Annotated in this window: 22 protein-coding genes; 7 read left to right on the forward strand and 15 right to left on the reverse strand. The window is 64.1% G+C overall.

The window, feature by feature from the left end; genetic code table 11:
- Positions 1-47: 47 nt before the first annotated feature.
- The 4 genes from dctM to C167_RS0109080 all read right to left on the reverse strand — a co-directional run bounded on the left by dctM (position 48) and on the right by C167_RS0109080 (position 4,220).
- Complete coding sequence (dctM, locus tag C167_RS0109065; protein ID WP_017517954.1) at positions 48-1,328, reverse strand: C4-dicarboxylate TRAP transporter large permease protein DctM; 1,281 nt, start codon at positions 1,326-1,328, stop codon at positions 48-50.
- Positions 1,325-1,963, reverse strand: coding sequence for a TRAP transporter small permease (locus C167_RS0109070; protein ID WP_017517955.1), 639 nt, complete (start codon positions 1,961-1,963; stop codon positions 1,325-1,327). Before C167_RS0109070 ends, dctM begins: the two co-directional genes overlap by 4 nt.
- A gap of 45 nt (positions 1,964-2,008) precedes the next feature.
- On the reverse strand, positions 2,009-3,055 hold the full coding sequence (locus C167_RS0109075; RefSeq protein ID WP_026078913.1) for a TRAP transporter substrate-binding protein: 1,047 nt from the start codon (positions 3,053-3,055) through the stop codon (positions 2,009-2,011).
- Positions 3,056-3,272: 217 nt separating this feature from the next.
- Positions 3,273-4,220 (reverse strand): LysR family transcriptional regulator, encoded by a 948-nt coding sequence (locus C167_RS0109080; protein WP_017517957.1) that lies wholly within the window; start codon positions 4,218-4,220, stop codon positions 3,273-3,275.
- A 346-nt stretch (positions 4,221-4,566) separates the two neighbouring features.
- Between C167_RS0109080 and C167_RS0109085 the strand changes: the two genes are divergently transcribed.
- Positions 4,567-6,714, forward strand: a complete 2,148-nt coding sequence (locus tag C167_RS0109085) for an FUSC family protein (protein WP_017517958.1) — start codon at positions 4,567-4,569, stop codon at positions 6,712-6,714.
- 396 nt (positions 6,715-7,110) lie between these two features.
- Entirely contained in the window at positions 7,111-7,374 is a 264-nt protein-coding gene (locus C167_RS0109090; protein ID WP_017517959.1) for a DUF2790 domain-containing protein, read from the forward strand.
- A gap of 57 nt (positions 7,375-7,431) precedes the next feature.
- Here the strand turns inward: C167_RS0109090 and C167_RS0109095 are convergent, their stop codons facing one another.
- Positions 7,432-8,739 carry a hypothetical protein gene (locus C167_RS0109095; protein ID WP_017517960.1) on the reverse strand — a complete coding sequence of 436 codons (1,308 nt, stop codon included), beginning with the start codon at positions 8,737-8,739 and terminating at the stop codon, positions 7,432-7,434.
- Between the two features lie 221 nt (positions 8,740-8,960).
- Here C167_RS0109095 and C167_RS0109100 point away from each other — a divergent pair, with 221 nt between their 5' ends.
- Positions 8,961-10,625, forward strand: a complete 1,665-nt coding sequence (locus C167_RS0109100; RefSeq protein ID WP_017517961.1) for an MFS transporter — start codon at positions 8,961-8,963, stop codon at positions 10,623-10,625.
- A 59-nt stretch (positions 10,626-10,684) separates the two neighbouring features.
- Here C167_RS0109100 and C167_RS0109105 read toward each other — a convergent pair whose 3' ends face one another.
- Positions 10,685-12,022, reverse strand: coding sequence for a DEAD/DEAH box helicase (locus C167_RS0109105; protein ID WP_026078914.1), 1,338 nt, complete (start codon positions 12,020-12,022; stop codon positions 10,685-10,687).
- Between the two features lie 144 nt (positions 12,023-12,166).
- Between C167_RS0109105 and C167_RS0109110 the strand changes: the two genes are divergently transcribed.
- From C167_RS0109110 to C167_RS0109120, 3 genes are all read left to right on the forward strand, one after another.
- Positions 12,167-12,739, forward strand: coding sequence for a dihydrofolate reductase family protein (locus tag C167_RS0109110; protein ID WP_051167953.1), 573 nt, complete (start codon positions 12,167-12,169; stop codon positions 12,737-12,739).
- Positions 12,736-13,140 (forward strand): NUDIX hydrolase, encoded by a 405-nt coding sequence (locus tag C167_RS0109115; RefSeq protein ID WP_017517964.1) that lies wholly within the window; start codon positions 12,736-12,738, stop codon positions 13,138-13,140. Before C167_RS0109110 ends, C167_RS0109115 begins: the two co-directional genes overlap by 4 nt.
- A gap of 379 nt (positions 13,141-13,519) precedes the next feature.
- On the forward strand, positions 13,520-14,089 hold the full coding sequence (locus C167_RS0109120) for an NlpC/P60 family protein (RefSeq protein ID WP_017517965.1): 570 nt from the start codon (positions 13,520-13,522) through the stop codon (positions 14,087-14,089).
- Positions 14,090-14,131: 42 nt separating this feature from the next.
- On the opposite strand, the gene rarD is transcribed toward C167_RS0109120, so the two are convergent.
- The 3 genes from rarD to rpsA form a co-directional block, all read right to left on the reverse strand.
- A complete protein-coding gene (gene rarD / locus C167_RS0109125) occupies positions 14,132-15,028 on the reverse strand; it encodes an EamA family transporter RarD (protein WP_017517966.1) in 897 nt (298 codons plus the stop codon).
- Positions 15,025-15,894 (reverse strand): carboxylate/amino acid/amine transporter, encoded by an 870-nt coding sequence (locus tag C167_RS0109130; protein WP_017517967.1) that lies wholly within the window; start codon positions 15,892-15,894, stop codon positions 15,025-15,027. Before C167_RS0109130 ends, rarD begins: the two co-directional genes overlap by 4 nt.
- A 140-nt stretch (positions 15,895-16,034) precedes the next feature.
- Entirely contained in the window at positions 16,035-17,717 is a 1,683-nt protein-coding gene (gene rpsA / locus C167_RS0109135) for a 30S ribosomal protein S1 (RefSeq protein WP_017517968.1), read from the reverse strand.
- Between the two features lie 829 nt (positions 17,718-18,546).
- Between rpsA and C167_RS0109140 the strand changes: the two genes are divergently transcribed.
- Positions 18,547-19,107 (forward strand): hypothetical protein, encoded by a 561-nt coding sequence (locus C167_RS0109140; protein WP_017517969.1) that lies wholly within the window; start codon positions 18,547-18,549, stop codon positions 19,105-19,107.
- Between the two features lie 259 nt (positions 19,108-19,366).
- Here the strand turns inward: C167_RS0109140 and cmk are convergent, their stop codons facing one another.
- The 6 genes from cmk to serC are packed head-to-tail and all read right to left on the reverse strand — an operon-like array spanning position 19,367 to position 26,200.
- A complete protein-coding gene (gene cmk, locus C167_RS0109145) occupies positions 19,367-20,056 on the reverse strand; it encodes a (d)CMP kinase (RefSeq protein WP_017517970.1) in 690 nt (229 codons plus the stop codon).
- On the reverse strand, positions 20,056-22,281 hold the full coding sequence (locus tag C167_RS0109150) for a bifunctional prephenate dehydrogenase/3-phosphoshikimate 1-carboxyvinyltransferase (RefSeq protein ID WP_017517971.1): 2,226 nt from the start codon (positions 22,279-22,281) through the stop codon (positions 20,056-20,058). Before C167_RS0109150 ends, cmk begins: the two co-directional genes overlap by 1 nt.
- Positions 22,274-23,386, reverse strand: a complete 1,113-nt coding sequence (gene hisC / locus C167_RS0109155) for a histidinol-phosphate transaminase (RefSeq protein ID WP_017517972.1) — start codon at positions 23,384-23,386, stop codon at positions 22,274-22,276. The genes C167_RS0109150 and hisC overlap by 8 nt, the downstream gene beginning before the upstream one ends.
- Positions 23,387-23,412: 26 nt before the next feature.
- On the reverse strand, positions 23,413-24,018 hold the full coding sequence (gene cysC / locus C167_RS0109160; protein WP_017517973.1) for an adenylyl-sulfate kinase: 606 nt from the start codon (positions 24,016-24,018) through the stop codon (positions 23,413-23,415).
- Positions 24,018-25,115, reverse strand: a complete 1,098-nt coding sequence (gene pheA, locus C167_RS0109165) for a prephenate dehydratase (protein WP_017517974.1) — start codon at positions 25,113-25,115, stop codon at positions 24,018-24,020. Before pheA ends, cysC begins: the two co-directional genes overlap by 1 nt.
- A complete protein-coding gene (serC, locus tag C167_RS0109170) occupies positions 25,115-26,200 on the reverse strand; it encodes a 3-phosphoserine/phosphohydroxythreonine transaminase (RefSeq protein WP_026078917.1) in 1,086 nt (361 codons plus the stop codon). Before serC ends, pheA begins: the two co-directional genes overlap by 1 nt.
- Positions 26,201-26,213: the final 13 nt, after the last annotated feature.

The following is a 26,213-nucleotide window of genomic DNA, read 5'->3' on the forward strand; positions in this document are numbered from 1 at the left end:
CATAAGCCGTTGTTTTGGCAACGGACTCACGGGGCCGCGACAACCTGTCACATGCCAAGGGCGTGGGGCAGCGCCAGCGAGATGTAGGGCACGTAGGTCACCAGGATCAGGAACAGCAGCAGGATCATCAGCCACGGCAACGCCGCTCGGATGGTCGCGCCCAGCGGCATGCCGGTAACCGCCGAGGTGACGAACAGGTTGAGCCCCACCGGCGGATGCACCAGGCCGATTTCCATGTTCACCACCATGACGATCCCCAGGTGGATCGGGTCGATGCCCAGGCGCATGGCGATGGGGAAGAAGATCGGCGCAAGGATCAGCACGATGGCCGAAGGCTCCATGAAGCTGCCGGCGACCAGCAGCACGATGTTGACCATCAGCAGGAAGCCGATCGGCGTCAGTCCTTCCTGCATCACCCACTCGGTGATCTGCTGGGGTAGTTGCTCAGTGGTCAGCACATGGGCAAAGAGCATGGCGTTGGCGATGATGAACATCAGCATGATGCTCAGCCGCCCCGATTCCACCAGCACCTTGGGGCAGTCGCGCAGGCGCATGTCCTTGTAGACGAACAGCGCGACGAAGGCCGAGTAGACCGCCGCCACCGCCGCCGCCTCGGTGGGTGTGAACAGGCCGGAGTAGATGCCGCCGAGGATGATCACCAGCAGCAACAGCCCCCATCCCGCGCGGCGCGCGGCGGACAGCCACTCACGCAGGCTGGCGCGCGGCTGCGCCGGGAGCTTCTTCACTCGGGCGACGATGTAGATCACCACCATCAGGATCACGCCCAGCAGCAGGCCCGGCACCACGCCGGCGACGAACAGCTTGCCCACCGAGGTCTCGGTGGCGGCGGAGTACACGACCATGACGATCGACGGCGGAATCAGGATGCCCAGGGTACCGGCGTTGCAGATGATCCCGGCGCCGAACTCTCGCGGGTAGCCCGAGCGCACCATGCCGGCCACGGCAATGGAACCCACGGCCGCCACGGTCGCCGGAGACGAGCCGGATAGCGCAGCGAACAGCATGCATGCCAGCACCGCGGCGATAGCCAAACCGCCACGGATGTGGCCGACGCACGCATTGGCGAAGTCGATCAGCCGCCGCGCCACGCCGCCTGTGGTCATGAAGGCACCGGAGAGCAGGAAGAACGGGATCGCCAGCAGCGTGTAGGCCTCGGACGTCTCGAACAGCTTGATCGCCAGCGAGCGCACCGAATCCGGGCTGAACAAGAGAATCGTCAGCGCGCCAGACAGGCCCAGGGAAATCGCGATGGGCACGCCGATGAACATGAAGACGAACAGCAGGAGGAACAGGATCATCACGGTCATGGACGATTCTCCGCGGCTTCTTCGCCGGCCAGCTTCGAGGCTTCCGCGGCCTCGTCGGCTAGGCCCAGGCCGAGCTGGCGGCCGCGCAACAGGTTGACGAGGATTTCCAGGTAGCGCAGGAGCACCAGGCCAAAGCCGATGGGCACGATCACCGCGATGTAGGCCTGGAGGATGCCGAAGTGGTCGAGGTCTTCCGCGCCGATGCCGGCAATGAACAGGGTCTTCACCCAATCGAAGCTGGCGACCATGAACAGCCCGGCGTAGCCCAGGCAGCAGAGGCAGGCGAGCACGCCGATGCAGCGCTGCACCCGGCGCGGCGCCAGCTTCACCAGCGCGTCCACGCCCAGGTGGCCGGCGGTGCGCACGCCATAGGCAATACCGAAGAAGATCAGCCAGCCGAACAGCGCCTTGGTCAGCGCGTTGCTCCAGGACATGTCCTGGGCGACACCAAGGATTGCGTCGCCGATGCCGTAGAACGGCCCTTGCAGCGAGGGCAGGCGGTCGCCCAGGTCATAGAACAGGGTGAAGACGTTGGTCATCACCACGTAGACGAAAGTCACCAGCGTCATGGCCGCCAGCAGGAAGGCGATGGCGCCCTCCTCGAAGTGGTTCCAGACGCGCACGAGTCGGTTCATGGGAAAGGCTCCAGAAAGCCCCGCCATCCGGCAGGGCCGGACGGATCAATGGGGACGGTTGGAGGCTTCAGCGGCCTGGATGAGATCGGCGCCGACGTTGTCGCGGAATTTCCGCCACACCGGCTGCATCGCCTCGCGCCAGTCGGCGCGCTGCTGCGCGGTGAGCGAATGGATCTCGCTGCTGCCGCTGGCGAGGATACGCTGGCGGGCATCGCGGTTCAGCCGCTCGGCCTCCTGGTTCACCTGCACGGTGACCTCGGCCATGATCTGCTCCAACTCGGCACGCAGGTCCGGCGGCAGGCCGTTCCAGAACTTGGCGTTGGTGATCACCATGTAGTCCACCAGGCCGTGGTTGGACTCGGTGAAGTACTTCTGCACCTCGTTGACCTTCTGGCTCTCGTAGTTCGACCAGGTGTTCTCGGTGCCATTGACCACGCCGGTCTGCAAGCCCTGATAGACCTCGGCAAAGGACATCTTGCGGGAGATCGCACGCAGCTGGCGGAACTGCTCATTGAGCACGTCGGAAGCCTGCACGCGGAACTTCAGCCCGCGCGCATCGCCCGGTTCCAGCAGCAGGCGATTGGCCGACAGCTGCTTCATCCCGTTGTGCCAATAGGCGAGGCCGAGAATGCCCTTGCCTTGCATGCTGGTCAGCAGGCCCTGGCCCTGCGGGCTGCGCTGGAATCTGTCGACGGCATCGATGTCGTCGAAGAGGAATGGCAGGTCGAATATCTGCACTTTCCTGGTGTACTGCTCGAACTTGGCCAGGGACGGCGCAAGCATCTGCACGTCGCCCAGCAGCAGCGCTTCCATCTCCTTGCCGTCGCCGAAGAGCGAGGAGTTCGGGTAGACCTCCACGCGAACCCGGCCGGGCAGGCGCTCCTCGGCCAGGCGCTTGAACATCAGCGCCCCCTGCCCCTTGGGCGTGTTCTCCGCGACCACGTGGGCGAACTTGATCACTATCGGCTCATGAACGGTCGGTTCATGGATAGTCGGTTGATGGGCAGTCTGCGGTTCATCGGCAGCCTGTATGACAGAAGCGCAGGCCAACGCCAGGACGGCGAGCAACGCCCGCCCCGTCGATCCAAACATCGATCCAAACATCGCGTCACCCTCAATTTGTTCTTGTGCTTGCGAGGTGAGCCCGGTGGCAGGCCCGTGAGGAGACTGACGCAAATATTCGCGTTCGGAGAATTCGTCTTTTCCCAAAGCGGCGTTCGACACAGCGGAACGCAAGGTCCGAAAAAGACGCGCCCGGCGAGGGCCGGGCGCTTGGGGTTTCCGCAGCATGCCGCTATGCGGCGGTGGCTCAGGCAGGCACTCGGGCGCGGTGCTCGAGCATCATCCGCTCGTGCTCTTCGAGCATGCCGGGCACGCAGTCGCGGAGGAACTCCACCCAGGTGCGGATCTTCGCGTCGAGGTACTGGCGCGAGGGGTACAGCGCATAGACGTTGAGGTGGAACAGGCTGTAGTCGGGCAGCACGCGCACCAGGCTGCCATCCTTCAGCCCCTGCACGGCGGAGTAAACCGGCAGCGCGCCGATACCCATGCCGGCGCGCACGGCCTCGGTCATGGCGTCGGCGGTGTTGACCTGGAAATGGGTCTGGTTGATGCCGACCATTTCCTGGCCGTCGGGGCCGTCGAACAGCCACTTGTCCAGCGACATCACCGAGTTCACCAGGCGCAGGCAGCGATGATCGGTCAGCTCCGCGAGCTTCTTCGGCATGCCATGGCGCGCCACGTACTCGGGCGAAGCGCAGAGCACGCTGTAGGTCTTGCCGATGCGCTTGGAAACGAAGCCCGAGTCCGGCAGTTCCTGGGCGATGACCACGGAGATGTCGTAGCCCTCGTCGAGGATGTCGGTGATGCGGTTGGCCAGGGTCAGGTCGAAGGTGACCTCCGGGTAGATCTCGCAATACTGGGAGATCGCGCGGATCAGGTAGTGCTGGCCGATGCCGGTCATCGCGTGCACCTTTACCTTGCCATGGGGGCGGGCGTGGGCGTCGCCCGCCTCGGCCTCGGCTTCCTCGATGTAGCCGAGGATCTGCTGGCAGCGCAGCAGGTAGCGCTGGCCAGCTTCGGTGAGGGCGATGCGGCGGGTGGTGCGATGTAGCAAGCGGGTGCGCAGGTGCGCCTCAAGTTTGGCCACCGTCCGCGAGACGTAGGCGGTGGTGAGGTCCATGCGCTGGGCGGCGGCGGTGAAGCTGCCGGTCTCGGCGACACAGACGAAAGCACGCATGTTGTGCAGCAGGTCCATCATTTCTCCTGAGAGCCTGTCCACGCCACGGCGGGCGGCCTCTGCAACGGCGCTCGAACGAGCAACGCCTTGTTACAGTTTCATGACAGGCGGCGAATTGTCGCACAGGTGCCGGGCGGGGATTATTGTACTTTCAGGTAACAATAATTCGCCCATCCGTCAGCTTATCCTGCCCCCGGCGCACTTCTAGAATCGCCATCCCCAACGCGGTCTCCCGCAACCTCCCAGGACAAGCAGCCGTGCTCCGCCTTTCGTGCAACGTGCTTCCACCCCTTCGCTCCACTTTCGAACTACAGGGTTATCAAAACCCGATCCGCCCCAGACAACGCCTGCCGAGATAAGCCTGATGAGCAGTCTCTCCGTGCGCCTGCCCAAGGCTGCCGCGCTGCGCTTCGCCCTGTCCGACTGGGCGCACACCGACGGCGTCACCTGGATGTTCATCCTCAAGACATTGGTCACCGCCTTCACGGCGTTGTGGCTGGCCTACCGCCTGGAGCTGCCGCAGCCCAGCACCGTGCTGGTGAGCGCCTTCATCGTGCTGCAACCGCAGAGCGGCCAGGTGCTGGCGAAGAGTTTCTACCGCATCCTCGGCACGCTGGCCGGGCTCACGGTGATGGTCACCTTCATCGCCCTGTTCGCCCAGGAGCGGGTGCTGTTCCTGCTCTGCGTGGCGATCTGGGTCGGCCTGTGCACCGCCGGCGCGGCGCGCTACCGGGACTTCCGTGCGTACGCCTGCCTGCTCGCCGGCTACACGGCGGTGATGATCGGCATCCCCGCCACCCTGCACCCCGAAGGCGCCTTCATGCAGGCCCTGTGGCGGGTGATCGAGATCACCCTGGGGATTCTCTGCACCGGGGTGATCAGCGCCGTGGTCCTGCCGCAGACCAGCACCGCCGCCCTGCGCAACGCGCTGAACACCCGCTTCGGCGACTTCGCCGGCCTGGCCAGCGCCGGTCTCGACGGCACGCTGGACCGTGAGCGCTTCGAACAGGCCAGCGCGCGCATCGCCGCCGAAGTGGTGGGCCTGGAAAGCCTGCGCAACGTCACCGCGTTTGAAGACCCTCACATGCGCCTGCGCAGCGGCCGCCTGGCGCGGCTGAACAGCGAGTTCATGCAGCTGACCACGCGCTTCCACGCCCTGCAGCGCCTGCTCGATCGCCTGCGCGAGCGCCAGGCCAGCAACGTGCTGGAAGTGCTCATGCCGTGCCTGATCGACGTCAGCGAACTGCTCGCCAGCTGGCATGGCCGCCCTCTGAGCGAGGCGGACGCGGAGCGCCTGAGCGTGCAGCTGGAGCTGTGCAAGCACCACCTGATGCCGCGCATCCGCGAAGCTCGCGCCACCCTCGGCCACACCTGTCCGCGGGAAGCCGATCAGCTGGATTTCGAGACCGCCGCCGAACTGCTCTACCGCTTCGCCGACGACATGCACAACTATGCCCAGACCCACGCCTCGCTGGCTGCGCACAAACACGAACGCGAGCAGTGGAAGGAACGCTTCACGCCCAAGGCGAACGCGCTCGCCGCCGCAGTCGCGGGCTTCCGTTGCGCGCTGTTGGTGATAGTCGGAGGGGTGTTCTGGATCGAGACCTCCTGGCTCAGCGGCGCCACCTTCGCGCTGACCTCGGTACTGATCGCCGCCCTCTCCTCCGCCTCGCCCAACCCCAAGCGCCTGTCGCTGCAACTGACCCTCGGCACCCTGCTGGGTGCAACCCTCGGCTTCATCCTGACCTTCCGCGTGCTTCCGCACATCGATGGCTTCCCGCTGCTGTGCTTCGTGCTCGCGCCGGTGTTCGCCCTCGGCGCCTTCCTGATTACCCGGCCCAAATGGAGCGGCTACGGCGTCGGCCTGCTGGTGTGGTTCTGCATCGCCTCGCTGCCGGCGAACGTCGCCCGCTACGACGCCTACACCTTCATCAACGAATACCTGGCGATGCTGCTGTCGATGGGCATGGCGGTGGTCGCGGCGATCGTCATCCTGCCGCCGAACCGGCCGTGGCTGTGGGAGCGCCTGGAAGCAGAGCTGCGCCTGCGCGTGGTGCGGGTGATCAGCGATCCGCTGAAGGGTCTGTCATCGAACTTCGAAAGCGGCACCCGCGACCTGCTGAACCAGGCCTACGGCTTATCCACAGGCCGTCCGGACGTGCAACGCCGGCTGCTGCGCTGGACCTTCCAGGTACAGGAGATCGGCCTGTCGATCATCGAACTGCGCCGCGAGCAGGAAGCGCTGCCGAAGGAGCCCTGGTACGCCGAGCGCATGCCCTGGCGGCGGGCGATTCGCGCGCTGGGTCGCGCGCTGATCCGGCTGTTCATCCAGCCCAGCGAGAGCAACCGCCAACGCGCCCTGGCGGCGGTGGAGCATGCCATCCACGCCACGCGCACCACGGACGACCGGCGCCCGCCGCACTTCGATTCCTCGCCCCTGCGCCGGGTGTGCAGCTACCTGCATTTCATCCGCACTTCGCTGCTCGATCCGCAGTCGCCGTTGCGCGATTGAGTCCGGCGGGTTCGCGAGCAAGCGCGCTCCTACGAAGAGCACACCGACGCCCTTCTGTAGGAGCGCGCTTGCTCGCGAATCGCACGGCACAATCCTTCAGATGGCTCGTAGGAGCGGCAGCCACATCGCGAACCTGGGCCAACCTGCGACCAGCCACCGCAGAACCTGCCCTGCAACCCGCGTCAATCCTGGATTGTTGCCTCTGAGTACGAAGTCTTGTTGGCGCCTGGATATATGACTCAGGTCAGGCAAATTCTATTATTTCCGTGCTGTTACAGCGCGCGCCGCAACACCACCCAAGACCCGTAATCATTCCCCAACGCTTCCCGATGCAGCCATGAGCTGAACGTCACGGCCCCGTCACGTCCGGACTCCGGGAACAAGGCAGGTAAATTCATGAAAGCTGTAGTCATCCTGGCCATGCTGGGCTTCTCTTCGCTCGCCCTGGCCGAGCAGGTGAATGCCGCCGACCAGGCGCCAAGCACGGCCGTGGAGCAGTACACCTACGACATGAAAATGGACGTCGCCCACGTCATCTCGACCACGGACGTTTCCAACGCGTGCGGCATCGTGCCGGCACGCATGACTTATGAAGACTCCCAGGGCCAGCGCCACACCGTCGAATACCAGGTGTGGGGCAACGGCTGCTCCGGCGGCTAATCGCGTTGCGCACTCCCGCCGCGGCCCACGCAGCCCCGGCGGGGATGCACTGCCCTGTTACGGCTGCAGGGCCGCCTTCGCAATGTTGCGACTGTGCGCGCCGAAATGCCGGATCAATTGCACGATCTGCTCATCCAATGCCTCATCGTGGCGGAACGGCTCCGGTGAGTTCCCCGCACTGAAATCCCCCGCCGGCGCCTTCTCGCTCTCCAGCCAATGGCCGATTGCCGCATCAAATGCCGCCGCACGGGCATGGGACTCGCTCGCCACCACCTCGCGCAGATACTGGGTCGAATAAGGCGGATAGCTGCCGTCCACGCTCACATCCGCATAGGCCGCCAGCAACGGCGACTGCCCACCCAGGCGCAGCGTCTCGCGCAGCCAGTCCACCTCGTAGCGCTCCACGCCCGTATGCCGGTCCGCCACACGCTGGATCGCCGCCTGCTTGTCGGCATCGAAGCCGGCCATGGACTTGCCCGCCGTCCACAGCATGCTGGCGGTGGTCTCGCCCGGCAGCGGCGTCGAGTGGTACGGCTGGGTCATGTCCTGGATGTAGTGCATCGCCCAGCCGAGGAAGCGGTAGCCCCAGTACGGATGCCCCTTCTCGAAGGCAAAGCGCGCCAGGCCGTAGAACTGATAGGCGCGCCATTCCGGCCAGTTGCGCTCCAGGTACGGCGCGCCGGTGAAGATGATCGCGTCCTCGTGGTAGAAGCCCATGTGGAATGGCGCCTGGGAGCTGAATTCGTAGCGCGGGTCGCCGAACGGCTGGGTACCGAAGCCGTAGCGCTGGCCGGCTTCGCCGGGGTTGTCGCTGAACAGGTTGATGTCGTGGCCGAAGTCCGGCTCATCGGCGGCACTGGCCAGCACGTCCAGCGCGGGAATCTTCTCCCCCGCCTGCAACTGCACGAAGCGCCATGGGCTCCAGCCGGAGAGGTTACGGAACACCAGCACGTCCGCCGGCTGCAACGCCGCATGATTGCGGAGTTCACCTCCGGGCGGCGGCTGCACGGCAGTGGCCAGCTTGATCTCAGGATTCAGGCGCAGCGCCATGAGGAAGGCCTTGCGCAAATCGTCACGGCCCTCTTCGGTCAGGCGCAAGTCGTCCGGGCGCGGTGGATACTGGCGAAAGTGTTCGCGGGCGTAGGCCTCCTGCTCGTCCAGCAGTTGCACCAGGCCGGCGCGCTGCTGGCTGACAAAGCTTTCCAGCGGCTCCACCTCGACTTCCGGCGCCTGGACAAGCGCCGGCAACTGTTGCAGGGCGATGTAGCTGCCCAGGGTGTGATTGGACCAGGCCCAGAGGCTTTGCGGCAGGGCCAGCACGCCTGCCAGCAGGCAGGTGGGCAGGCTGATGGAAAGTCGCTTCATCGGCTCTTCGCTCTTATTTGGCAGTGCAATGCGGAAAATTCCGACGCAGCCTACCAATCAGAAACCCCATCGGCACTGTCCAAGCTTGCCAGGGCGTGTCACCGATAACGCCACGCCTGACCATCATCAATGGCGCGAACCGCCCCAGCCACTACACTTGCCCGGCATGGAAAGGCACCGGTTCCGCAGGTGTGCCGACCACTCGAAATAAGGGCGTCCCCATGCTGCAGTCCGTTTCACCCAAGCAAGACCTCCCCCTCAAGCCCGATCCAGTCGAACCCCGCAGCGGCATCCTCGCCCCCTTCAGCATCGCCGCGTTCCGCATCATCTGGATCTGCAACCTGTTCGCCAACCTGGGCACCTGGGCACAGTCGGTCGCCGCCGCCTGGGTGGTCACCGAGGCGCATGCGAGCCCGCTGATGGTGGCGATGATCCAGGTGGCGTCGGCACTACCGCTGGTGCTGCTGTCGATCATGTCCGGCGTGCTGGCCGACAACCACGACCGGCGCAAGATCATGCTGGTAGGCCTGACGGTGGAGCTCTCCGGCGCCGCGCTGGTGACGGTGCTGGCGTTCATGGGTTACCTCGACCCCCTGATGCTGATCGTGTCGATCCTCTGGCTGTCGCTGGGCAGCTCGATCACCATTCCCGCCTGGCAGGCGGCGGTGAACGAGCAGGTGCCACCGCGCATGCTCGGCGATGCGGTGCTGCTCAACAGCGTCAATTACAACGTCGCCCGCGCAGTCGGCCCGGCCATCGGCGGTCTGCTGCTCTCGGCCACCGGCGCCTCCTGGGTATTCCTGTTCAACTGCATCTGCTACGCCTCGCTGATCTGGGCGATCTGGCAATGGCGCCGCGACGTGCCCAAGCGCACGCTGCCGCCGGAGCACATCTTGGAGGGCGTGATCGCCGCGCTGCGCTTCACCCAGTACTCCAGCGTCACCCGCCTGGTGATGCTGCGTTCGGCAGTCTTCGGTATTTCGGCCAGCGCCGTCTGGGCGTTACTGCCGCTGCTGGCGCACCGCAACCCGGACGGCAGCGCCTCGGTGTACGGCTACATGCTCGGCGCCCTGGGCCTGGGTGCCATCGTGGCCAGTACCGTGGTGAGCAAGGCGCGGCAGTGGCTGGGCAGCAGCCGGCTGATCAGCTTCGCCGCCGCCACGCTCGCGGTGGTCATGCTCATCCTCGGCGGCGTGGACAACCTCTGGGTGATCTTCCCCGCGCTGGTACTGGGCGGCGCCTGCTGGATCGCCGCTGTCGCCACCTACAACTCCGCCGTGCAGATCCTCGTGCCCGACTGGGTCAAGGCGCGCGCCCTGGCGCTGTACCAGACCGCCATCTACGGCGGTCTGGCGGCGGGCTCCTTCCTCTGGGGGCATTTCGCCGAAACCATGGGTGTGCAGGGCGCGCTGATTGCCGCCGGCTGCCTGCTGCTGGTCTCGGTGGCGCTGCTCTACAACTCCCGGCTGCCGGAGCTGGACTCGACCAGCATTGCCCGCGCGCCGGGGGGCGTGCCAGGGCAGCCGACCTTCGTGTTCAACCCCGAGCGCGGCTCGGTGCTGGTTTCCATCGAGTACCGGATTCCCGCCGAGCGCACCCGTGACTTCGTCCGCTCCGCCAAACCGCTACGCCGCCTGCGCTTGCGCAATGGCGCGGAACGATGGGCGCTGTACCGCGACGTGAGCAACCCGGAAATCTGGCAGGAGCTGTTCCTGGTGGACAACTGGATCGGCCACCTGCGGATGCTCGACCGCCTGACCATCGAGGACAAGACCATCATCGACAACGTCACCAGCCTGCACGAGGGCGACGCACCGCCGGTGATCCGCCACGGGGTGAGCTACGAATCGGGAAGCTACGATCCGCCGCCGGAGTCCCTGGGCTGATGGGGTAGAAACAAAAACGCCTCCCGGTCAGGGGAGGCGTTTCAGGTGCCGCGACAGCGTTACTCCGCCGCCGGCTTCTTGCGCTTGAGCGGCGCCAGGCCATCCTGGCTCACGACCTTGGACGGGCCGGGCTTCGGCTTCGAAGCAGGCTTCTTCTTCGCCGGTGCCTTGCTGCCGGTCTTCTTCGCATCGTCCTTTTTCTTCTTGGTGCCAGCGGCCTTGCCGGAAGCCTTGACCTTCTTCGGCCCCTTGTAGGTGCCCTTCAGCTCCTTGATGGTCCGCAGCTCGAAACGCAGTTTGAGGTAGCGCTCGATACTGGACATCAGGTTCCAGTCGCCATGGCCGACCAGCGAAATCGCGGTGCCGGCGGCGCCCGCGCGGCCAGTGCGGCCGATGCGGTGCACGTACTCGTCACCACGACGAGGAATGTCGAAGTTGATCACCAGATCCAGGCCGTCGACATCCAGGCCGCGGGCAGCCACGTCGGTTGCGACGAGAATCTTCACCGCGCCCTGCTTGAGGCGTTCGATGGCCAGCTTGCGGTCCTTCTGGTCCTTCTCGCCGTGCAGCACGAAGACCTTGTGGCCAGCGGCTATCAGACGCCCGGTCAGGCGATCGGCAGCCACACGGGTATTGGTGAAGATGATCGCCTTGTCGTAGGTCTCGTTGCCGATCAGCCAGTGCACCAGGGCTTCCTTGTGCGCGACATCGTCGGTCAGGATTACCTGCTGGCTAACATCCTCGTTCAGTTCGCTGACGCGGTTGAGCTGCAGGACCTCAGGCTCGCGCAGGACCTTCTCGACCATCTCGTGCAGACCGCTGCCGCTGGTGGCGGAGAACAGCAGGGTCTGGCGCTGCGCCGGGCACTGCGCGGCGAGCTTGAGCACGTCCTCGGAGAAGCCCATGTCGAGCATGCGGTCGGCTTCGTCGAGGACCAGCACCTCGACGTCACCCAGCGGCAGGTTGCCGGCGTTGAACTGCTCGTTCAGGCGGCCGGGGGTGCCGATGATGATTTCCGGGTTCTTGCGCAGGCGCGCGCCCTGCACCTTGAAGTCTTCGCCACCGGTGATCAGGCAGGCCTTGATGAAGGTGAACTGCGCGAAGCGCTCCACTTCCTTGAGCGTCTGCTGGGCCAGCTCGCGGGTCGGCAACAGGATCAGCGCGCGGGCGCCGCTCCTGGGCTTTTCCTCGGCAAGCAGGCGATGCAGCAGCGGCAGTACGAAAGCCGCGGTCTTGCCGCTGCCGGTCTGCGCCGTCACCCGCAGGTCGCGTCCCTCCAGGGCCTTCGGGATGGCCGCCGCCTGGACCGGGGTCGGCTCGGTGAAGGACAACGAATCGAGCGCCTTGAGCAGGCGTTCGTGCAGGGCGAATTGGGAGAACAAGGCAGACCTCGATATCACGTAAAGACCAAATAGCTGCATAGCTTAATGTTTGCCGCGCCCGCGCGCTGGAATTATTGCCGAGCGCCCCTGTGTCCGCCGCATCGCGTCAATAACCCGACAAACGTACCGACGCGATACGAGAGGCAATGCCATGCTCTGATGGGCCTGACAAAAAGGAGAATCCAGGTGCCATCGACTCTCATTTATTACGTGGCCGCCAGCCTCGACGGCTACATAGCCCGCCCCGACGGCAGCGTGGACTGGCTCGAAGGTTACGGCAGCGAAACCGACGACCAGGGTTACTCCGCCTTCTACACGAGCATCGACGGGTTACTCATGGGCCGCGCCACTTACCTGCACTGTCTGGACGCCGGCCGATGGCCCTACCCGGACAAACCCACGCTGGTGATGACCCGCTCCAACCATCTTCCCCGGGCCACGCCACAGGTGGAGATGCAGCACTATGCCCCGATCGACGCCCTGGAATCCCTGGAAGCCCGCGGTTGCGAGCGCATCTGGCTGGTGGGCGGTGGCAGCCTGGCGGGTAATTTCCTTGCCGCAGGCTTGCTCGACGAAGTGATCGTCAGCATCATTCCGCACCTGCTCGGCGCCGGCATTCCCCTGTTCAGCATCGGACTCGAGCAACGCCTGCAGCTGCTGGAGCAGCGCAGTTTCCCCAGCGGCATCGTGCAGATGCGCTATCAGGTTCTGAAGGAAACATCGTCGCCATGACCACCACCATTCGTATCGCCGCCGCCTGCCTGCTGGATCAAGCCGGACGCCTGCTGCTGGTACGAAAGCGGGGCACCCAGGCCTTCATGCTGCCCGGTGGCAAGCACGAGCCCGGCGAGACCTCGCCCCAGGCCCTGCTGCGCGAACTGGGCGAAGAACTCGACCTTCACCTGGCAACCTCGGCCCTGACGCCGCTCGGCCACTTCCAGGCCAACGCCGCCAACGAACCGGACATGCGGGTGGACGCCCAGGTCTACGTCGCAGCCCTGCCCCACCCCGTCCAGCCCGCCGCCGAACTGGAAGAGCTGGCCTGGCTGGACCCTGCTGGCGACTATCCGCACAACCTCGCCCCGCTGCTGCGCGAACAGGTGCTTCCTGCTCTGCTTGCCCATCTGGACTGATACGTTCAGCTCAAATACCTGCATTTCGTCGGGTTTTTCCTTAAGAACTCCTTTCGCCCTGGCTTTTCGCCAGCAATTTCCGTGTGGCGTTCGCCTGCGCCGAAACCCCCGGTTTATAGGGCTTCCGGCTATAAGGTCAGGCCGTGACTGATGCGTCTGAACACATGTCACGCAGCGTCCTACAAGTCACAGGGGAATTGTCAGAATCGACAGACGGTACGAACTGTCATGAAAAGTCGTTCAGAATGCGTGGAATTTTTGAGCGGACCAAAGGAAACCACGCCGACAACAAGGGCGATCCAGCGGAGTCTGGGCGATATCAACCAGCAAGAAGACATGCCGAATGCGAAGTACCCTTTTGACATGCCTTTCCATAGGCTTGGCGACTTTTTTAGCCGCCACCGAGGCAACCGCCTCCTCCAAGATCACGCGTTCCTATCAACCCGCTCCGGTTGATCTCCGTGTCCCGGTCCAGGGCAGCGCCCTGCTGACCTTCAACACCAAGCCGGTCAAGCAGACCAAGAGCGAGGCGCATCAGGTGACCCAGCGTGCCTACAGCATGATCGGCACGCCTTACCGCTGGGGCGGCACTTCGCCCAAGCGCGGCTTCGATTGCAGCGGCCTGGTGAACTACGTGTTCCAGAACGTCGACGAAGTCGATCTGCCGCGCACTGCGCAGCAGATGTACAGCATGCGCGGCAACTCGAAAGTGGCGCGTGGCGACCTGCAGCCCGGCGACCTGGTGTTCTTCCGCATCCACAACCGCCGCAATGTCGATCACGTCGGCATCTACGTCGGTGACAACCAGTTCGTTCATGCGCCGCGCCGCGGCCAGAAGGTCCGCGTTTCCGACCTCGGTGGCGACTACTGGAAGAAGCACTACACCGCTGCCCGCCGCATCCTGCCGGAAACCCTGGCCAAGGCTGACGTCGGCGGTCGCTACGACTGATACACAGCGCTCTCCCCTCTCGGGAGAGCGCCCACCCCTCATCTACAAGCCGCGACGCGCCTGCCGGCGCAACAGTCGTGCGCTATCCCAACCGGTCAGCAGCACGGCAATCCAGATCGGCCCGTAGGTCCAGATCTGCGCCGGATTGAACGCCTCGCCCAGGAACAGCACGGCGATGGCGAACAGCAACACCGGCTCGACGTAGCTCAGAATTCCGAACAGCCCCATTGGTAGCAGCCGGCTGGCCGCCATCATCGCGCCGAACGCCAGCGCGCTGATCAGCCCCAGCAGCGGCAGCAACGCCCATAGGCGCGGAACCTCCTCCAGCACCTTGCCGCTATCGGTCAGCCACAGGGTTGCCAGGGCAAACGGCAGCAGTACGATCATCTCGAACACGAAGCCCGAAAGTGAATCCACGGCCATCTTGCGGCGCAGCATGAAATACGGCGGATAGCCCAGCGCGGTGATCAGGGTGAACCAGGAGAAGGCACGGGTCAGCCACAGCTCGTGCAGCACGCCCGCCAGCGCGAAGGCGACCGCAATGGCCTGCAACGTGGTCAGGCGCTCGCCGTAGAATACCCGGCCGCACAGCACCATGGTCAGCGGCAGCAGGAAGTAGCCCAGCGACAGCTCCAGCGTGCGCCCGACCATGGGCGCCCAGATGAACACGCCCCACTGCACCAGCATCATCGCCGCCGTCAGCGGGAAGCACGCCAGCAGCCAGGGCTCACGCAGCAGGCGCCGCCCCGCGTCGCACAGCACACTACCCTGGCGGGTGAACAGCACCAGCAGCAGGACCATGGGAATCGACCAGACCACCCGGTGCGCGATCACCTGGATGCTGGTCAGCGGCTCCAGCGAATGGATATAACCCGGCAGGGTCACGAACAGCACGGAAGACGCCAGGGACAGCGCTACGCCACGCCCGGAGATATTCATGCGAAACGCTCCCTCTGGCGACGCAGACCGAAACGGTTGACGCCCAGCGACGCCACGATCACCGTACCGCCCAGCGCAAGCCGCGGCAGGTCGGCGGCCTCGTTCCAGATCAGCAGGTTGATCAGCAGGCCCACCGGCACGTGCAGGTTATTCATCACCGCCAGGGTGCCGGCATCCACCAGCGTTCCGCCCTTGTTCCACCAGAACTGCCCCAGTGCGGTAGCCAGCAGGCCCATCCACACCAGCACGCCCCATTGCAGCTCGGTGGTTGGCAGCTTCTGCGGATTGCCGAACAGCAGCCAGCCCGGCAGCGCAATCAGCAACGCACCGACGAAGAAGTAACCGAAGCGGCGGTACTGCGGGATGTCGGAGGGATAACGTTGCACCAGGTGCTTGTAGAACACTTGGCCGGCCGCGAAGGTGGCATTGGCCAGCTGCAGCAACAGGAAGCCCTGTATGTAGTCGCCATCGACGCCGTCGTAACGGATGATCCCGGCGCCCAGAACCGCCACAGCGGCCGCCAATAGCGCCCAACCGTTGAAGCGGCGGTTCAGCGCGTCATCGATCAGCGCCACATGCAGGGGCGTCAACACGGTAAACAGCAACACCTCCGGCACCGTCAGCACGCGAAAGCTCTGGTAGAGGCAGACGTAGGTAATGCCGAACTGCAGCGCACCCGCCAGCATCACTCCGGCGATGAAGCGCGGATCGACACCGCGCCAGCGAGTCAGCGGCAGGAACACCAGACCGGCCAGCACCACGCGGGTGAGTACGGCGAAATAGCTGTCGACCTGCCCGGCGAGGTATTCGCCGATCAGGCTGAAGGAAAACGCCCAGAGTACGGTGACAAAAAGCAGATAAGGCATGGAAAAGGCGACCGGAACGGGGCAGGCAACATAGCGTCAGACTCAGCGTAGGAAAAGCGCTGCGCGCCCGCGCCCTGCGAAAGGCAAAAACGAAAAAGGGCGACCGAAGTCGCCCTTTTCCTTGGATGGTGAATCAGGGATCAGCCCTGGTTCTCCATCTGAGCACGGATCAGATCACCGATAGTGGTCGGACCAGTGTTTTCTACGTCTTGCTTGGTGCGCAGTTCTTTCATCGCATCCTTCTCGTCATCAACATCTTTCGACTTGATGGAGAGGGAGATGACGCGGCTCTTACGGTCGATGCTGATGATCTTGGCTTCGACTTCTTCGCCTTCTTTCAGAACGTTGCGAGCGTCTTCAACGCGGTCACGGCTGATTTCGGAGGCTTTCAGGACGCCTTCGATTTCGCCGCCCAGGCTGATGACAGCACCTTTGGCGTCCACTTCCTTCACGGTACCGCGAACGATGGTGCCTTTCTCGTTGAGCGAGGCGTAGTTGGAGAACGGATCGTCTTCCAGCTGCTTGATGCCCAGGGAGATGCGCTCACGCTCCGGATCAACGGAGAGGATGACGGTTTCCAGCTCGTCGCCCTTCTTGAAGCGGCGAACGGCTTCTTCGCCAACTTCGTTCCAGGAGATGTCGGACAGGTGAACCAGACCGTCGATGCCGCCTTCCAGGCCGATGAAGATACCGAAATCGGTGATCGACTTGATGGTGCCGGAGATCTTGTCGCCCTTGTTGAAGCGGCCAGAGAAGTCTTCCCACGGGTTGGACTTGCACTGCTTGATGCCCAGGGAGATACGACGACGCTCTTCGTCGATGTCCAGAACCTGAACTTCCACTTCGTCGCCAACCTGAACGACTTTCGACGGGTGGATGTTCTTGTTAGTCCAGTCCATTTCGGAGACGTGTACCAAGCCTTCCACGCCCTCTTCCAGCTCGGCGAAGCAGCCGTAGTCGGTGAGGTTGGTGACGCGCGCGGTAACACGGGTGCCTTCCGGGTAACGAGCCTTGATGGCAACCCATGGGTCTTCGCCCAGTTGCTTCAGGCCCAGGGATACGCGGTTGCGCTCGCGGTCGAACTTCAGAACCTTGACATCGATCTCGTCGCCAACGTTGACGATCTCCGACGGATGCTTGATACGCTTCCAGGCCATGTCGGTGATGTGCAGCAGACCATCGACGCCGCCCAGGTCAACGAACGCACCGTAGTCGGTGAGGTTCTTGACGATACCTTTGACCTGCTGGCCTTCCTGCAGCGATTCCAGCAGAGCTTCGCGCTCGGCGCTGTTTTCGGCTTCCAGGACGCTGCGACGGGAAACGACAACGTTGTTGCGCTTCTGGTCCAGCTTGATGACCTTGAACTCGAGCTCTTTGCCTTCCAGGTGAGTGGTATCACGCACCGGACGCACGTCGACCAGCGAACCCGGCAGGAACGCGCGGATGCCGTTGACGTCAACGGTGAAGCCACCCTTGACCTTGCCGTTGATGACGCCCTTGACCACTTCGTCGGCAGAGAAAGCAGCTTCCAGAACAATCCAGCTCTCGGCACGCTTGGCTTTTTCGCGGGACAGCTTGGTTTCACCAAAGCCATCTTCTACCGCGTCCAGCGCAACGTGGACTTCGTCACCCACATTGATGGTCAGCTCGCCCTGTTCGTTGTAGAACTGCTCGACCGGGATGACGCCCTCGGATTTCAGACCGGCATGGACGGTGACCCAGTCACCATCGATGTCGACCACGATGCCGGTGATGATCGCACCCGGCTGCATGTCGAGGGATTTCAGACTTTCTTCAAAGAGTTCTGCGAAGCTTTCGCTCATGTCTATACCTGTAGTCAAAGGCTTGTAAGCCCGATTCCGCGCCACCAGCGAACACGGTCAAGTGATGAAAAAGAAGCCAGCGGGATCAAGACTGGTATCCCGCCGGCCCCCTGTTGCGCCCGCCGAAACGGACACTCCACATTCAGATTTTAAGGGAACGCTTCGCTCAATATGGGCGAAACCCTCCCGATACAAGGTCTGGAATGGTAGCAATGGATACAACCTGCGTCAATCCATGGTCTGACTACCAAGGCGCCTCACGGCGCTACGAAATCCAGCCCTGATTGAGTATTTTTGCCCAGTGTGGCAGCTAGGGAGGCACCGCCTGTCAGGCACTCCATGCGTCGATCTTGAAAGCGGCCGCTATATGAACGGTACGCATGCCCGCTTACCGCTGCTACGCCTACCTGTAGATCGGGACAAGCTCAAAAGCGCCTGAACATCATGGTCCCAGCCTCATGCAATGGAGTCCGCAACTTCAGACACCACACGCCCCTCGCGACGCGTCGATTTCCATACGGACATTGAGGCGCCTGGCGCGGCCAAAGCAGTGCGATGCCCACCTATTAACGTGCATTGACCGCAAAGCGTTGTCGCGATGGGAATCGAGGGGTACAACACAGTCATTCTTGTAAAGGTGCGTCCACAGCAAGTCTCTGACGATACACCCCCAAAAGCCCGGCCCCGTGCCGGGCTTTTTCATGGCCGTGAAATAGGGCCATGCATCCGTATTCGGACCTAGGCACCACTGGGTCCGCTACCGAAGAGGCCCTACAAGGGCCTTGCAAACAGGCGAAAGCACTCGCCACTTTCCACATAGAGAAACGCTATGAAACATCCAATCAAGCACCACCACGCCAAAATCATCGGCGGTCTGGGCGCACTGCTAGTAGCCGCCAACGCCTCCGCTGCGCCGATACAGGAGCTGATCGTGACCGCCAACCCCTCGGTCATCAACGAAGGTGAATCCGCCAGCATCAACTGGGGCTCGACAAATACCGAGTTCTGCCAGATCAACGGTGCAGAGTCCGGAACGCAACCGCCCAATGGCAACTGGCTTAGCAAGCCTCTGGCCCAGAGCAAACGATTCACCGTCATCTGCTATGGCGGAACCAGCAGCGTCAGCAAGTATGTAGACGTCACAGTAAAGCCGAAACCACCCACCATGACATTCTCGGTGAATCCGCCGCAGATCAAGGCAGGTGAAAAGGTGACCCGCTATTGGACCTCGGAAAACACTACCGGCTGTCAAAGCAAAACCGGCATCCCTCTCGCCACCAGCGGCGTTTGGGTGACCGAGCCGGTCTATAGCTCCAACACCTACCAGATCACCTGCACGGGGCCCGGCGGCTCGGTGACCAAGTCCGCCGACGTAACCATCTTGCCGTAACACCCGCTGAAAAGGAGCGGCGCTGCTATCGACGCGCGCTCTGAACAGCGACGTAATGATATGGAGGCAGGTGCTGCAGACCCTGCCTCCTCACCGATCTGGCCTTGAGCCCATACTCGCCGAAGAACGAATGCGTCGATCTTCGCCTGGAACACGTACAAGCTTCAGGTCCGAAAATATAAATCCTCGGACTGGCCGGGGATTTATATTTCGAACCTTAAAGCCACCGGAGTGGAGCCCGGTCAGTTCGTAGTGACCACTAATCGGCCAACCCCAACCGCGAAACCTCAGCCAGGATGCTGTCCACCACCTCATCGATGCCCATCGAGGTGGAGTCCACCAGTATCGCCCCCTTGGCCGGCTTCAGCGGCGCCACGGCTCGCTGGCTGTCACGCTCGTCGCGCGCACGGATTTCCTCTGCCAGCTGTGCCTGGTCGCTGTCGATGCCCTTGCCCTTGAGCTGAAGGTAGCGGCGGCGGGCGCGCTCCTCGGCCGAAGCGGTGAGGAATATCTTCAGGGGGGCGCTGGGGAAGACCACGGTACCCATGTCGCGCCCGTCGGCCACCAGGCCCGGCGCCTCGAGGAAGGCGCGCTGGCGTTGCAGCAGCGCATCGCGCACCGCCGGCAGGGCGGCGACTTGCGAGGCGCCGGCACCGACTTGTTCGGTGCGGATGGTGTCGGTGACGTCTTCGCCTTCGAGGATGATGTGCTGGCCCTGCCCGCCCTTGGCGTGGGTGAACTGCACATCCAGGTGAGCGGCCAGGACCTTGAGGGCTTCTTCGTTGGTCAGGTCGATGCCGTGATTACCGGCGGCAAACGCCAGCAAGCGATACAGCGCACCGGAATCCAGCAGATTCCAGCCCAGGCGCTTGGCCAGCAGGCCGGCGACGGTGCCCTTGCCCGAGCCGCTGGGGCCGTCGATGGCGAGGACTGGCCATTCGCCATTCATCAGTTCTTCTCCTCAGCGACGCGGATGCCCGCGCCGGACGCCAGCCCGAGGAAGTTCGGGAAGGAAGTCGCGACGTTGGCGCAGTCGTGGATGCGGATCGGGGCACCGGCACGCAGGGAGGCCACGCTGAAGGACATGGCAATACGGTGGTCGCCGTGGCTCCAGACCTCGCCGCCGCCGTAGGTGCCGCCGTCGATGATGATGCCGTCCGGGGTCGGCTCGCACTTCACGCCCAGGGCCAGCAGGCCGTCGGCCATGACCTGGATGCGGTCGGATTCCTTCACCCGCAGCTCTTCCGCGCCGCGCAGGACGGTGCGGCCTTGCGCATTGGCGGCGGCGACGAAGAGGACCGGGAACTCGTCGATGGCCAGCGGCACCAGGTCTTCGGGGATATCGATGCCTTTCAGTTGGGCGGAACGCACGCGGATGTCGGCGACCGGCTCGCCGCCTACTTCACGCTGGTTTTCCAGGGTGATGTCGGCGCCCATGAGCTTGAGGATGTCGATGACGCCGGTGCGGGTCGGGTTGATGCCGACGTGCTCCAGAGTCAGGTCCGAACCTTCGGCGATGCTCGCGGCGACCAGGAAGAAAGCGGCGGAGGAAATGTCCGCCGGAACTTCGATGGAGGTGGCGCTGAGCTTGTGGCCGGACTCGACACGGGCGGTGGCACCCTCGACGTCGACCGGGTAGCCGAAGCCACGCAGCATACGCTCGGTATGGTCGCGGGTCGGGGCCGGCTCGGTGGTGGAGGTTTCTCCGGCAGCGTAGAGGCCGGCGAGCAGCAGGCAGGATTTCACCTGGGCACTGGCCATGGGCATGTCGTAGTGCATGCCGGTGAGTTTCTGACCGCCACGAATGGTCAGCGGCGGGCGGCCTTCGGGGCCGGTCTCGATCACCGCACCCATCTCGCGCAGCGGCTTGGCGACACGGTTCATCGGGCGTTTGGACAGCGAGGCGTCGCCGGTCAGGGTGGTGTCGAACGGCTGGGCGGCGAGCAGACCACTGAGCAGGCGCATGGAGGTGCCGGAGTTGCCCAGGTAGATCGGGCCGGGCGGCGCCTTCAAGCCATGGAGGCCGACGCCATGTACGGTCACGCGGCCGTGGTGCGGGCCTTCGATGACCACGCCCATGTCGCGGAAGGCCTGGATGGTGGCAAGGGCGTCTTCGCCCTCGAGGAAGCCTTGCACCTCCGTCGTGCCCTCGGCGAGGGAACCGAGCATGATCGAGCGGTGCGAAATGGACTTGTCGCCCGGTACGCGAACACGTCCGGAGAGGCGGCCACCCGGCTGGGCCAGGAAAATCAGGTCATTGTTGTGCATGGCGTCCACATAGGCCCGGCGGGCCAGGATTTTGCTGAAATGCTCGCGGGCAACGCGGGCGCGGGTGAAGACGCCCATCAGTTGTTGCCCGTCCCCTTTATCGACGGCCTCGCGCAGATCATCGAGGTCGTCACGGAATACGTCGAGGATGCGCAGCACCGCCTCGCGGTTGGCGAGGAAGATGTCGTGCCACATCACCGGGTCGCTGCCAGCGATCCGCGTGAAGTCGCGGAAGCCGCCAGCGGCATAGCGGAAGATTTCCAGATTCTCGCTGCGTTTGGCCAATGAGTCGACCAGCGTGAAGGCCAGCAGGTGCGGCAGGTGGCTGGTGGCGGCGAGGACTTCGTCGTGGTGTTCGACGGCCATCTGCTCGACATCCGCACCCAGCTCGCGCCAGAGGCTTTCGACGCGCTGGATCGCGTCCGCGTCGGCATTATCCAGCGGAGTGAGGATGACTTTATGACGGCGGAACAGTTCTGCGTTGGCCGCTTCCACCCCGCTCTGCTCGGAGCCGGCGATAGGATGGCCGGGCACGAAGCGCGCCGGCATGCCGCCAAATACCGCTTTCGCGGCACGCACCACGTTTCCCTTGGCGCTGCCCACGTCGGTGAGGATAGCGTTGCCGATGTCGAAGGTAGCGAGCTCGCCGAGGACCTTCTCCATGGCCAGGATCGGCACGGCAAGCTGGATCACGTCAGCGTCACGGCAACCGACAGCGAGGCTTTCCTCGCAGCGGTCGACTACGCCGAGCTCCACCGCCAGGCGCCGGGTTTGCGGGTCACGGTCGACGCCGACCACTTCCTCGAACAGGCCCTTCTGGCGGACACCCTTGGCGAAGGAGCCGCCGATAAGGCCGAGCCCCACCACGACGAGGCGGCGAAGCTTGTGCGGCTGGACATCAGGCACGGGCGAGCACCTTGGCCAGCGCATCGAGGAAGCGGGCGTTCTCGGCCGGCAGGCCGATGGAGATGCGCAGGTGATGTGGCATCCCGTAGCCGCCTACCGGGCGGACGATCACGCCTTCGGCGAGCAGACCCTGGTAGACCGGCCCGGCATCGCGCTTGAGATCCACGGCAATGAAGTTGCCCTTGGAGGGAATCCACTGCAGGTCCAGCGCGCGCAACCCGTTTTCCAACTGGGCCATGCCTTCGTCGTTGATGCGTTTGCCTTCGGCCAGGTACTGCGCGTCGTCCAGCGCGGCGCAGGCTGCGGCCAGGGCCAGGCTGTTGACGTTGAACGGCTGGCGCACGCGGTTGAGCACATCGGCAACCTGCGCCGAGGAGATCGCGTAGCCAACGCGCAGCGACGCCAGGCCATAGGCCTTGGAGAAGGTGCGCGAGACCAGCAGGTTCGGATAGCGGGCCAGGTACTTCAGGCCATCCGGCAGCTCTTCGCCTTCGGCGTATTCGATGTACGCCTCGTCGAGCACCACCAGGACACTTTGCGGAACCTGCGACAGGAAGCGCTCCAGCGCGTCAGGGCCGAACCAGGTGCCGGTGGGGTTGTTCGGGTTGGCGATGAAGACCACGCGGGTGTTGGCGTCGATGGCCGCCAGCATGGCTTCCAGGTCATGGCCCCAGTCCTTGGCCGGCACGACCTTGCCCTGGGCGCCGACGGCCTGGGTGGAGATCGGGTAGACGGCGAAGGCGAACTGGCTGAACACCGCATTCAGGCCGGGCGCCAGGTAGGCGCGAGCCACCAGGTCAAGGATGTCGTTGGAGCCGTTGCCCAGGGTGACCTGAGCGGTGTCGACACCGCAGCGCTCGGCCAGGCGGGACTTCAGCTCGAAGCCATTGCCATCGGGGTAGCGGGTCAGTTCGGCCAGTTCGGCGCGGATGGCCTCGAGGACCTTCGGGCTCGGGCCCAGCGGATTCTCGTTGCTGGCCAGCTTGACGATGCCGGCGGGGTCGAGCTTCAACTCGCGGGCCAGTTCGTCGACCGGTTTGCCCGGCACATAAGGGGATAGCTTCTGCACGCCCGGCTGGGCCAGGGCAAGGAAATCACAGCTCATGGGGCATCTCTCTCGAGTGGGGCCGCTCAGAATGAGTCGATGTAACCGGCGGCCACCATGTAATTGCAGATGCGGTCGACCGCTTCCTCGACCGACAACGTGGATGTATCGATGGTGAGTTCCGCCGCCTCCGGGACCTCGAACGGGGAGTCGATACCGGTGAACTGCTTCAACTCGCCGGCTCGCGCCTTGCGATAGAGCCCTTTGGGGTCGCGCTCCTCGCAGACGCTCAGCGGGGTGGAAACGTGAACCTCGACAAAGCACTCGGGCAGCAAGGCACGGACAAGGTCGCGGTCGGCCCGGAACGGCGAGATGAACGCCGCAATGGCGATCAGCCCCGCATCCACCATCAGCGCGCCCACCTCGCCTACCCGGCGGATATTCTCGCAGCGGTCTTCGGCACTGAAGCCCAGGTCACGATTGAGGCCGTGGCGGAGGTTGTCGCCATCGAGCAGGTAGGTGTGCCGACCACACGCATGCAGTCGATGTTCGAGAGCGTCGGCGATCGTCGACTTGCCGGAGCCACTCAGCCCCGTCAGCCAGATCAGACACGGGCGCTGCCCCTTGATCCATGAGCGGCTCTTGCGATCGATCACCGACGACTGCCAGCGAATATTGCGACTGCTGGGCATCAGAGCACGGCCTTGGGATAGGAACCCAGCACCTTCAGGGCAACGGCTTCGCTGTTGATCTTCTCCAGCACGTCCTTGATCAGCGGATCCTTGTGGTGGCCTATGAAGTCGATGAAGAACACGTAGGTCCACTTGCCGCTGCGCGACGGACGGGTCTCGATGCGGGTCAGGTCGATGCCGTTGTTGTGGAACGGCACCAGCAGCTCGTGCAGCGCGCCCGGCTTGTTGCGCATGGAGACGATGATGGAGGTCTTGTCGTCGCCGGTGGGCGGCACTTCCTGGTTGCCGATCATGAGGAAGCGCGTGGAGTTGTCCGGGCGGTCCTCGATCTTCTCGTGCAGCTTGTCCAGGCCATAAAGGCTGGCTGCCATGTCGCCTGCAATTGCTGCACTGTTCCACTCGCTCTTCACCCGCTTGGCGGCATCGGCGTTGCTGGAGACCGCCACGCGCTCGACGTTCGGGTAGTGCGCGTCCAGCCACTTGCGGCACTGGGCCAGGGACTGGGCGTGGGAGTAGATGCGGGTGATGTTGTTGGTCTTGGTGTTCTCCCCCACCAGCAGGTGATGGTGGATGCGCAGTTCCACCTCGCCGCAGATCACCAGGTCATGCTCGAGGAAGCTGTCGAGGGTATGGTTGACCGCGCCTTCGGTGGAGTTTTCCACCGGCACAACGCCGAAGTTCACCGCGCCGGCGGCGACTTCGCGGAACACTTCGTCGATGGCGGCCATCGGGGTGCTGATCACCGCGTGGCCGAAGTGCTTGAGCGCCGCGGCCTGGGTGAAGGTGCCTTCCGGGCCGAGGTAGGCCACTTTCAGCGGCTGCTCCAGGGCGAGGCAGGAGGACATGATCTCGCGGAACAGACGAGCGACTTCCTCGTTGTCCAGCGGGCCCTTGTTCAGCTCCATGATGTGCTTGAGCACCCAGGCCTCGCGCTCGGGCCGGTAGAACACCGGCTTCTCGCCTTCGGCCAGGGAGGCCATCTTCACGCGCGCCACGTCGGTGGCGCAGCGGGCGCGTTCGCTGATCAGCTCGAGGATCTTCTCGTCGAGGCTGTCGATGCGTACGCGCAAAGCCTTGAGCTGGTCAGCGTCGCTCATCAGCCGTGCTCCTTCTCGAACTCGGCCATGTAGCCGACCAGGGCTTCGATGGCATCCAGGCCCAGGGCGTTATAGATGGAGGCACGCATGCCGCCCACCGAACGGTGGCCTTTCAGGTTGAGCAGGCCGCGCGCGTCGGCACCTTCGAGGAAGGCCTTGTCGAGCTTCTCGTCGGCCAGGCGGAACGGCACGTTCATCCAGGAGCGGGCGCTGGGCTGGATCGGGTTGGTGTAGAAGTCGCTGCTGTCGATGAAGGAGTACAACATGTCCTTCTTCGCGCGGTTGCGCTTCTCCATGGCGTCGACGCCGCCCTGCTCCTTCAGCCACTGGAAGACCAGGCCGGAGAGGTACCAGGAGTAGGTCGCCGGGGTGTTGTACATGGAGCCGTTGTCGGCGGCGACCTTGTAGTTGAGCATGGTCGGGCAGATGCTGCGGGCGCGGCCCAGCAGGTCTTCGCGAACGATGACGACCACCAGCCCGGACGGGCCGATGTTCTTCTGCGCGCCGGCGTAGATCAGGCCGAACTTGGACACGTCGGTCGGGCGGGAGAGGATGTCCGAGGACATGTCCACCACCAGCGGAACGTCGCCGACTTCCGGAATCCAGTCGAACTCCAGGCCGCCGATGGTCTCGTTGGACGCGTAGTGCAGGTAGGCGGCGTCCTTGGACAGGTTCCACTCGTTCTGCCCGGGGATGGCGAAGTAGTCGTACTTGGATGCGCTGGCGACGACATTGACGTTGCCGTAGCGGCGAGCCTCTTCGATGGCCTTCTTCGACCAGATGCCGGTTTCCACGTAGTCCGCCACGCCGTCTTCGGGCAGCAGGTTCAGCGGGATCTCGGCGAACTGCTGGCTGGCGCCGCCCTGCAGGAACAGCACCTTGTAGTTCGATGGCACGCCCATCAGGTCGCGCAGGTCCTGCTCGGCCTTCTCGGCGATGGCCACGTAGTCGTCGCTACGGTGGCTCATCTCCATGACCGACAGGCCCTTGCCCTGCCAATCCAGCAGCTCGGCGCGGGCGCGCTCCAGCACCTCGGTGGGAAGCGCCGCGGGACCGGCGCAGAAGTTAAAGGCTCGCTTGCTCACATCCACTCTCGCT

The organism is Pseudomonas nitroreducens TX1 (genome assembly GCF_000313755.1).
GTDB classification, from domain to species: domain Bacteria; phylum Pseudomonadota; class Gammaproteobacteria; order Pseudomonadales; family Pseudomonadaceae; genus Pseudomonas; species Pseudomonas nitroreducens_A.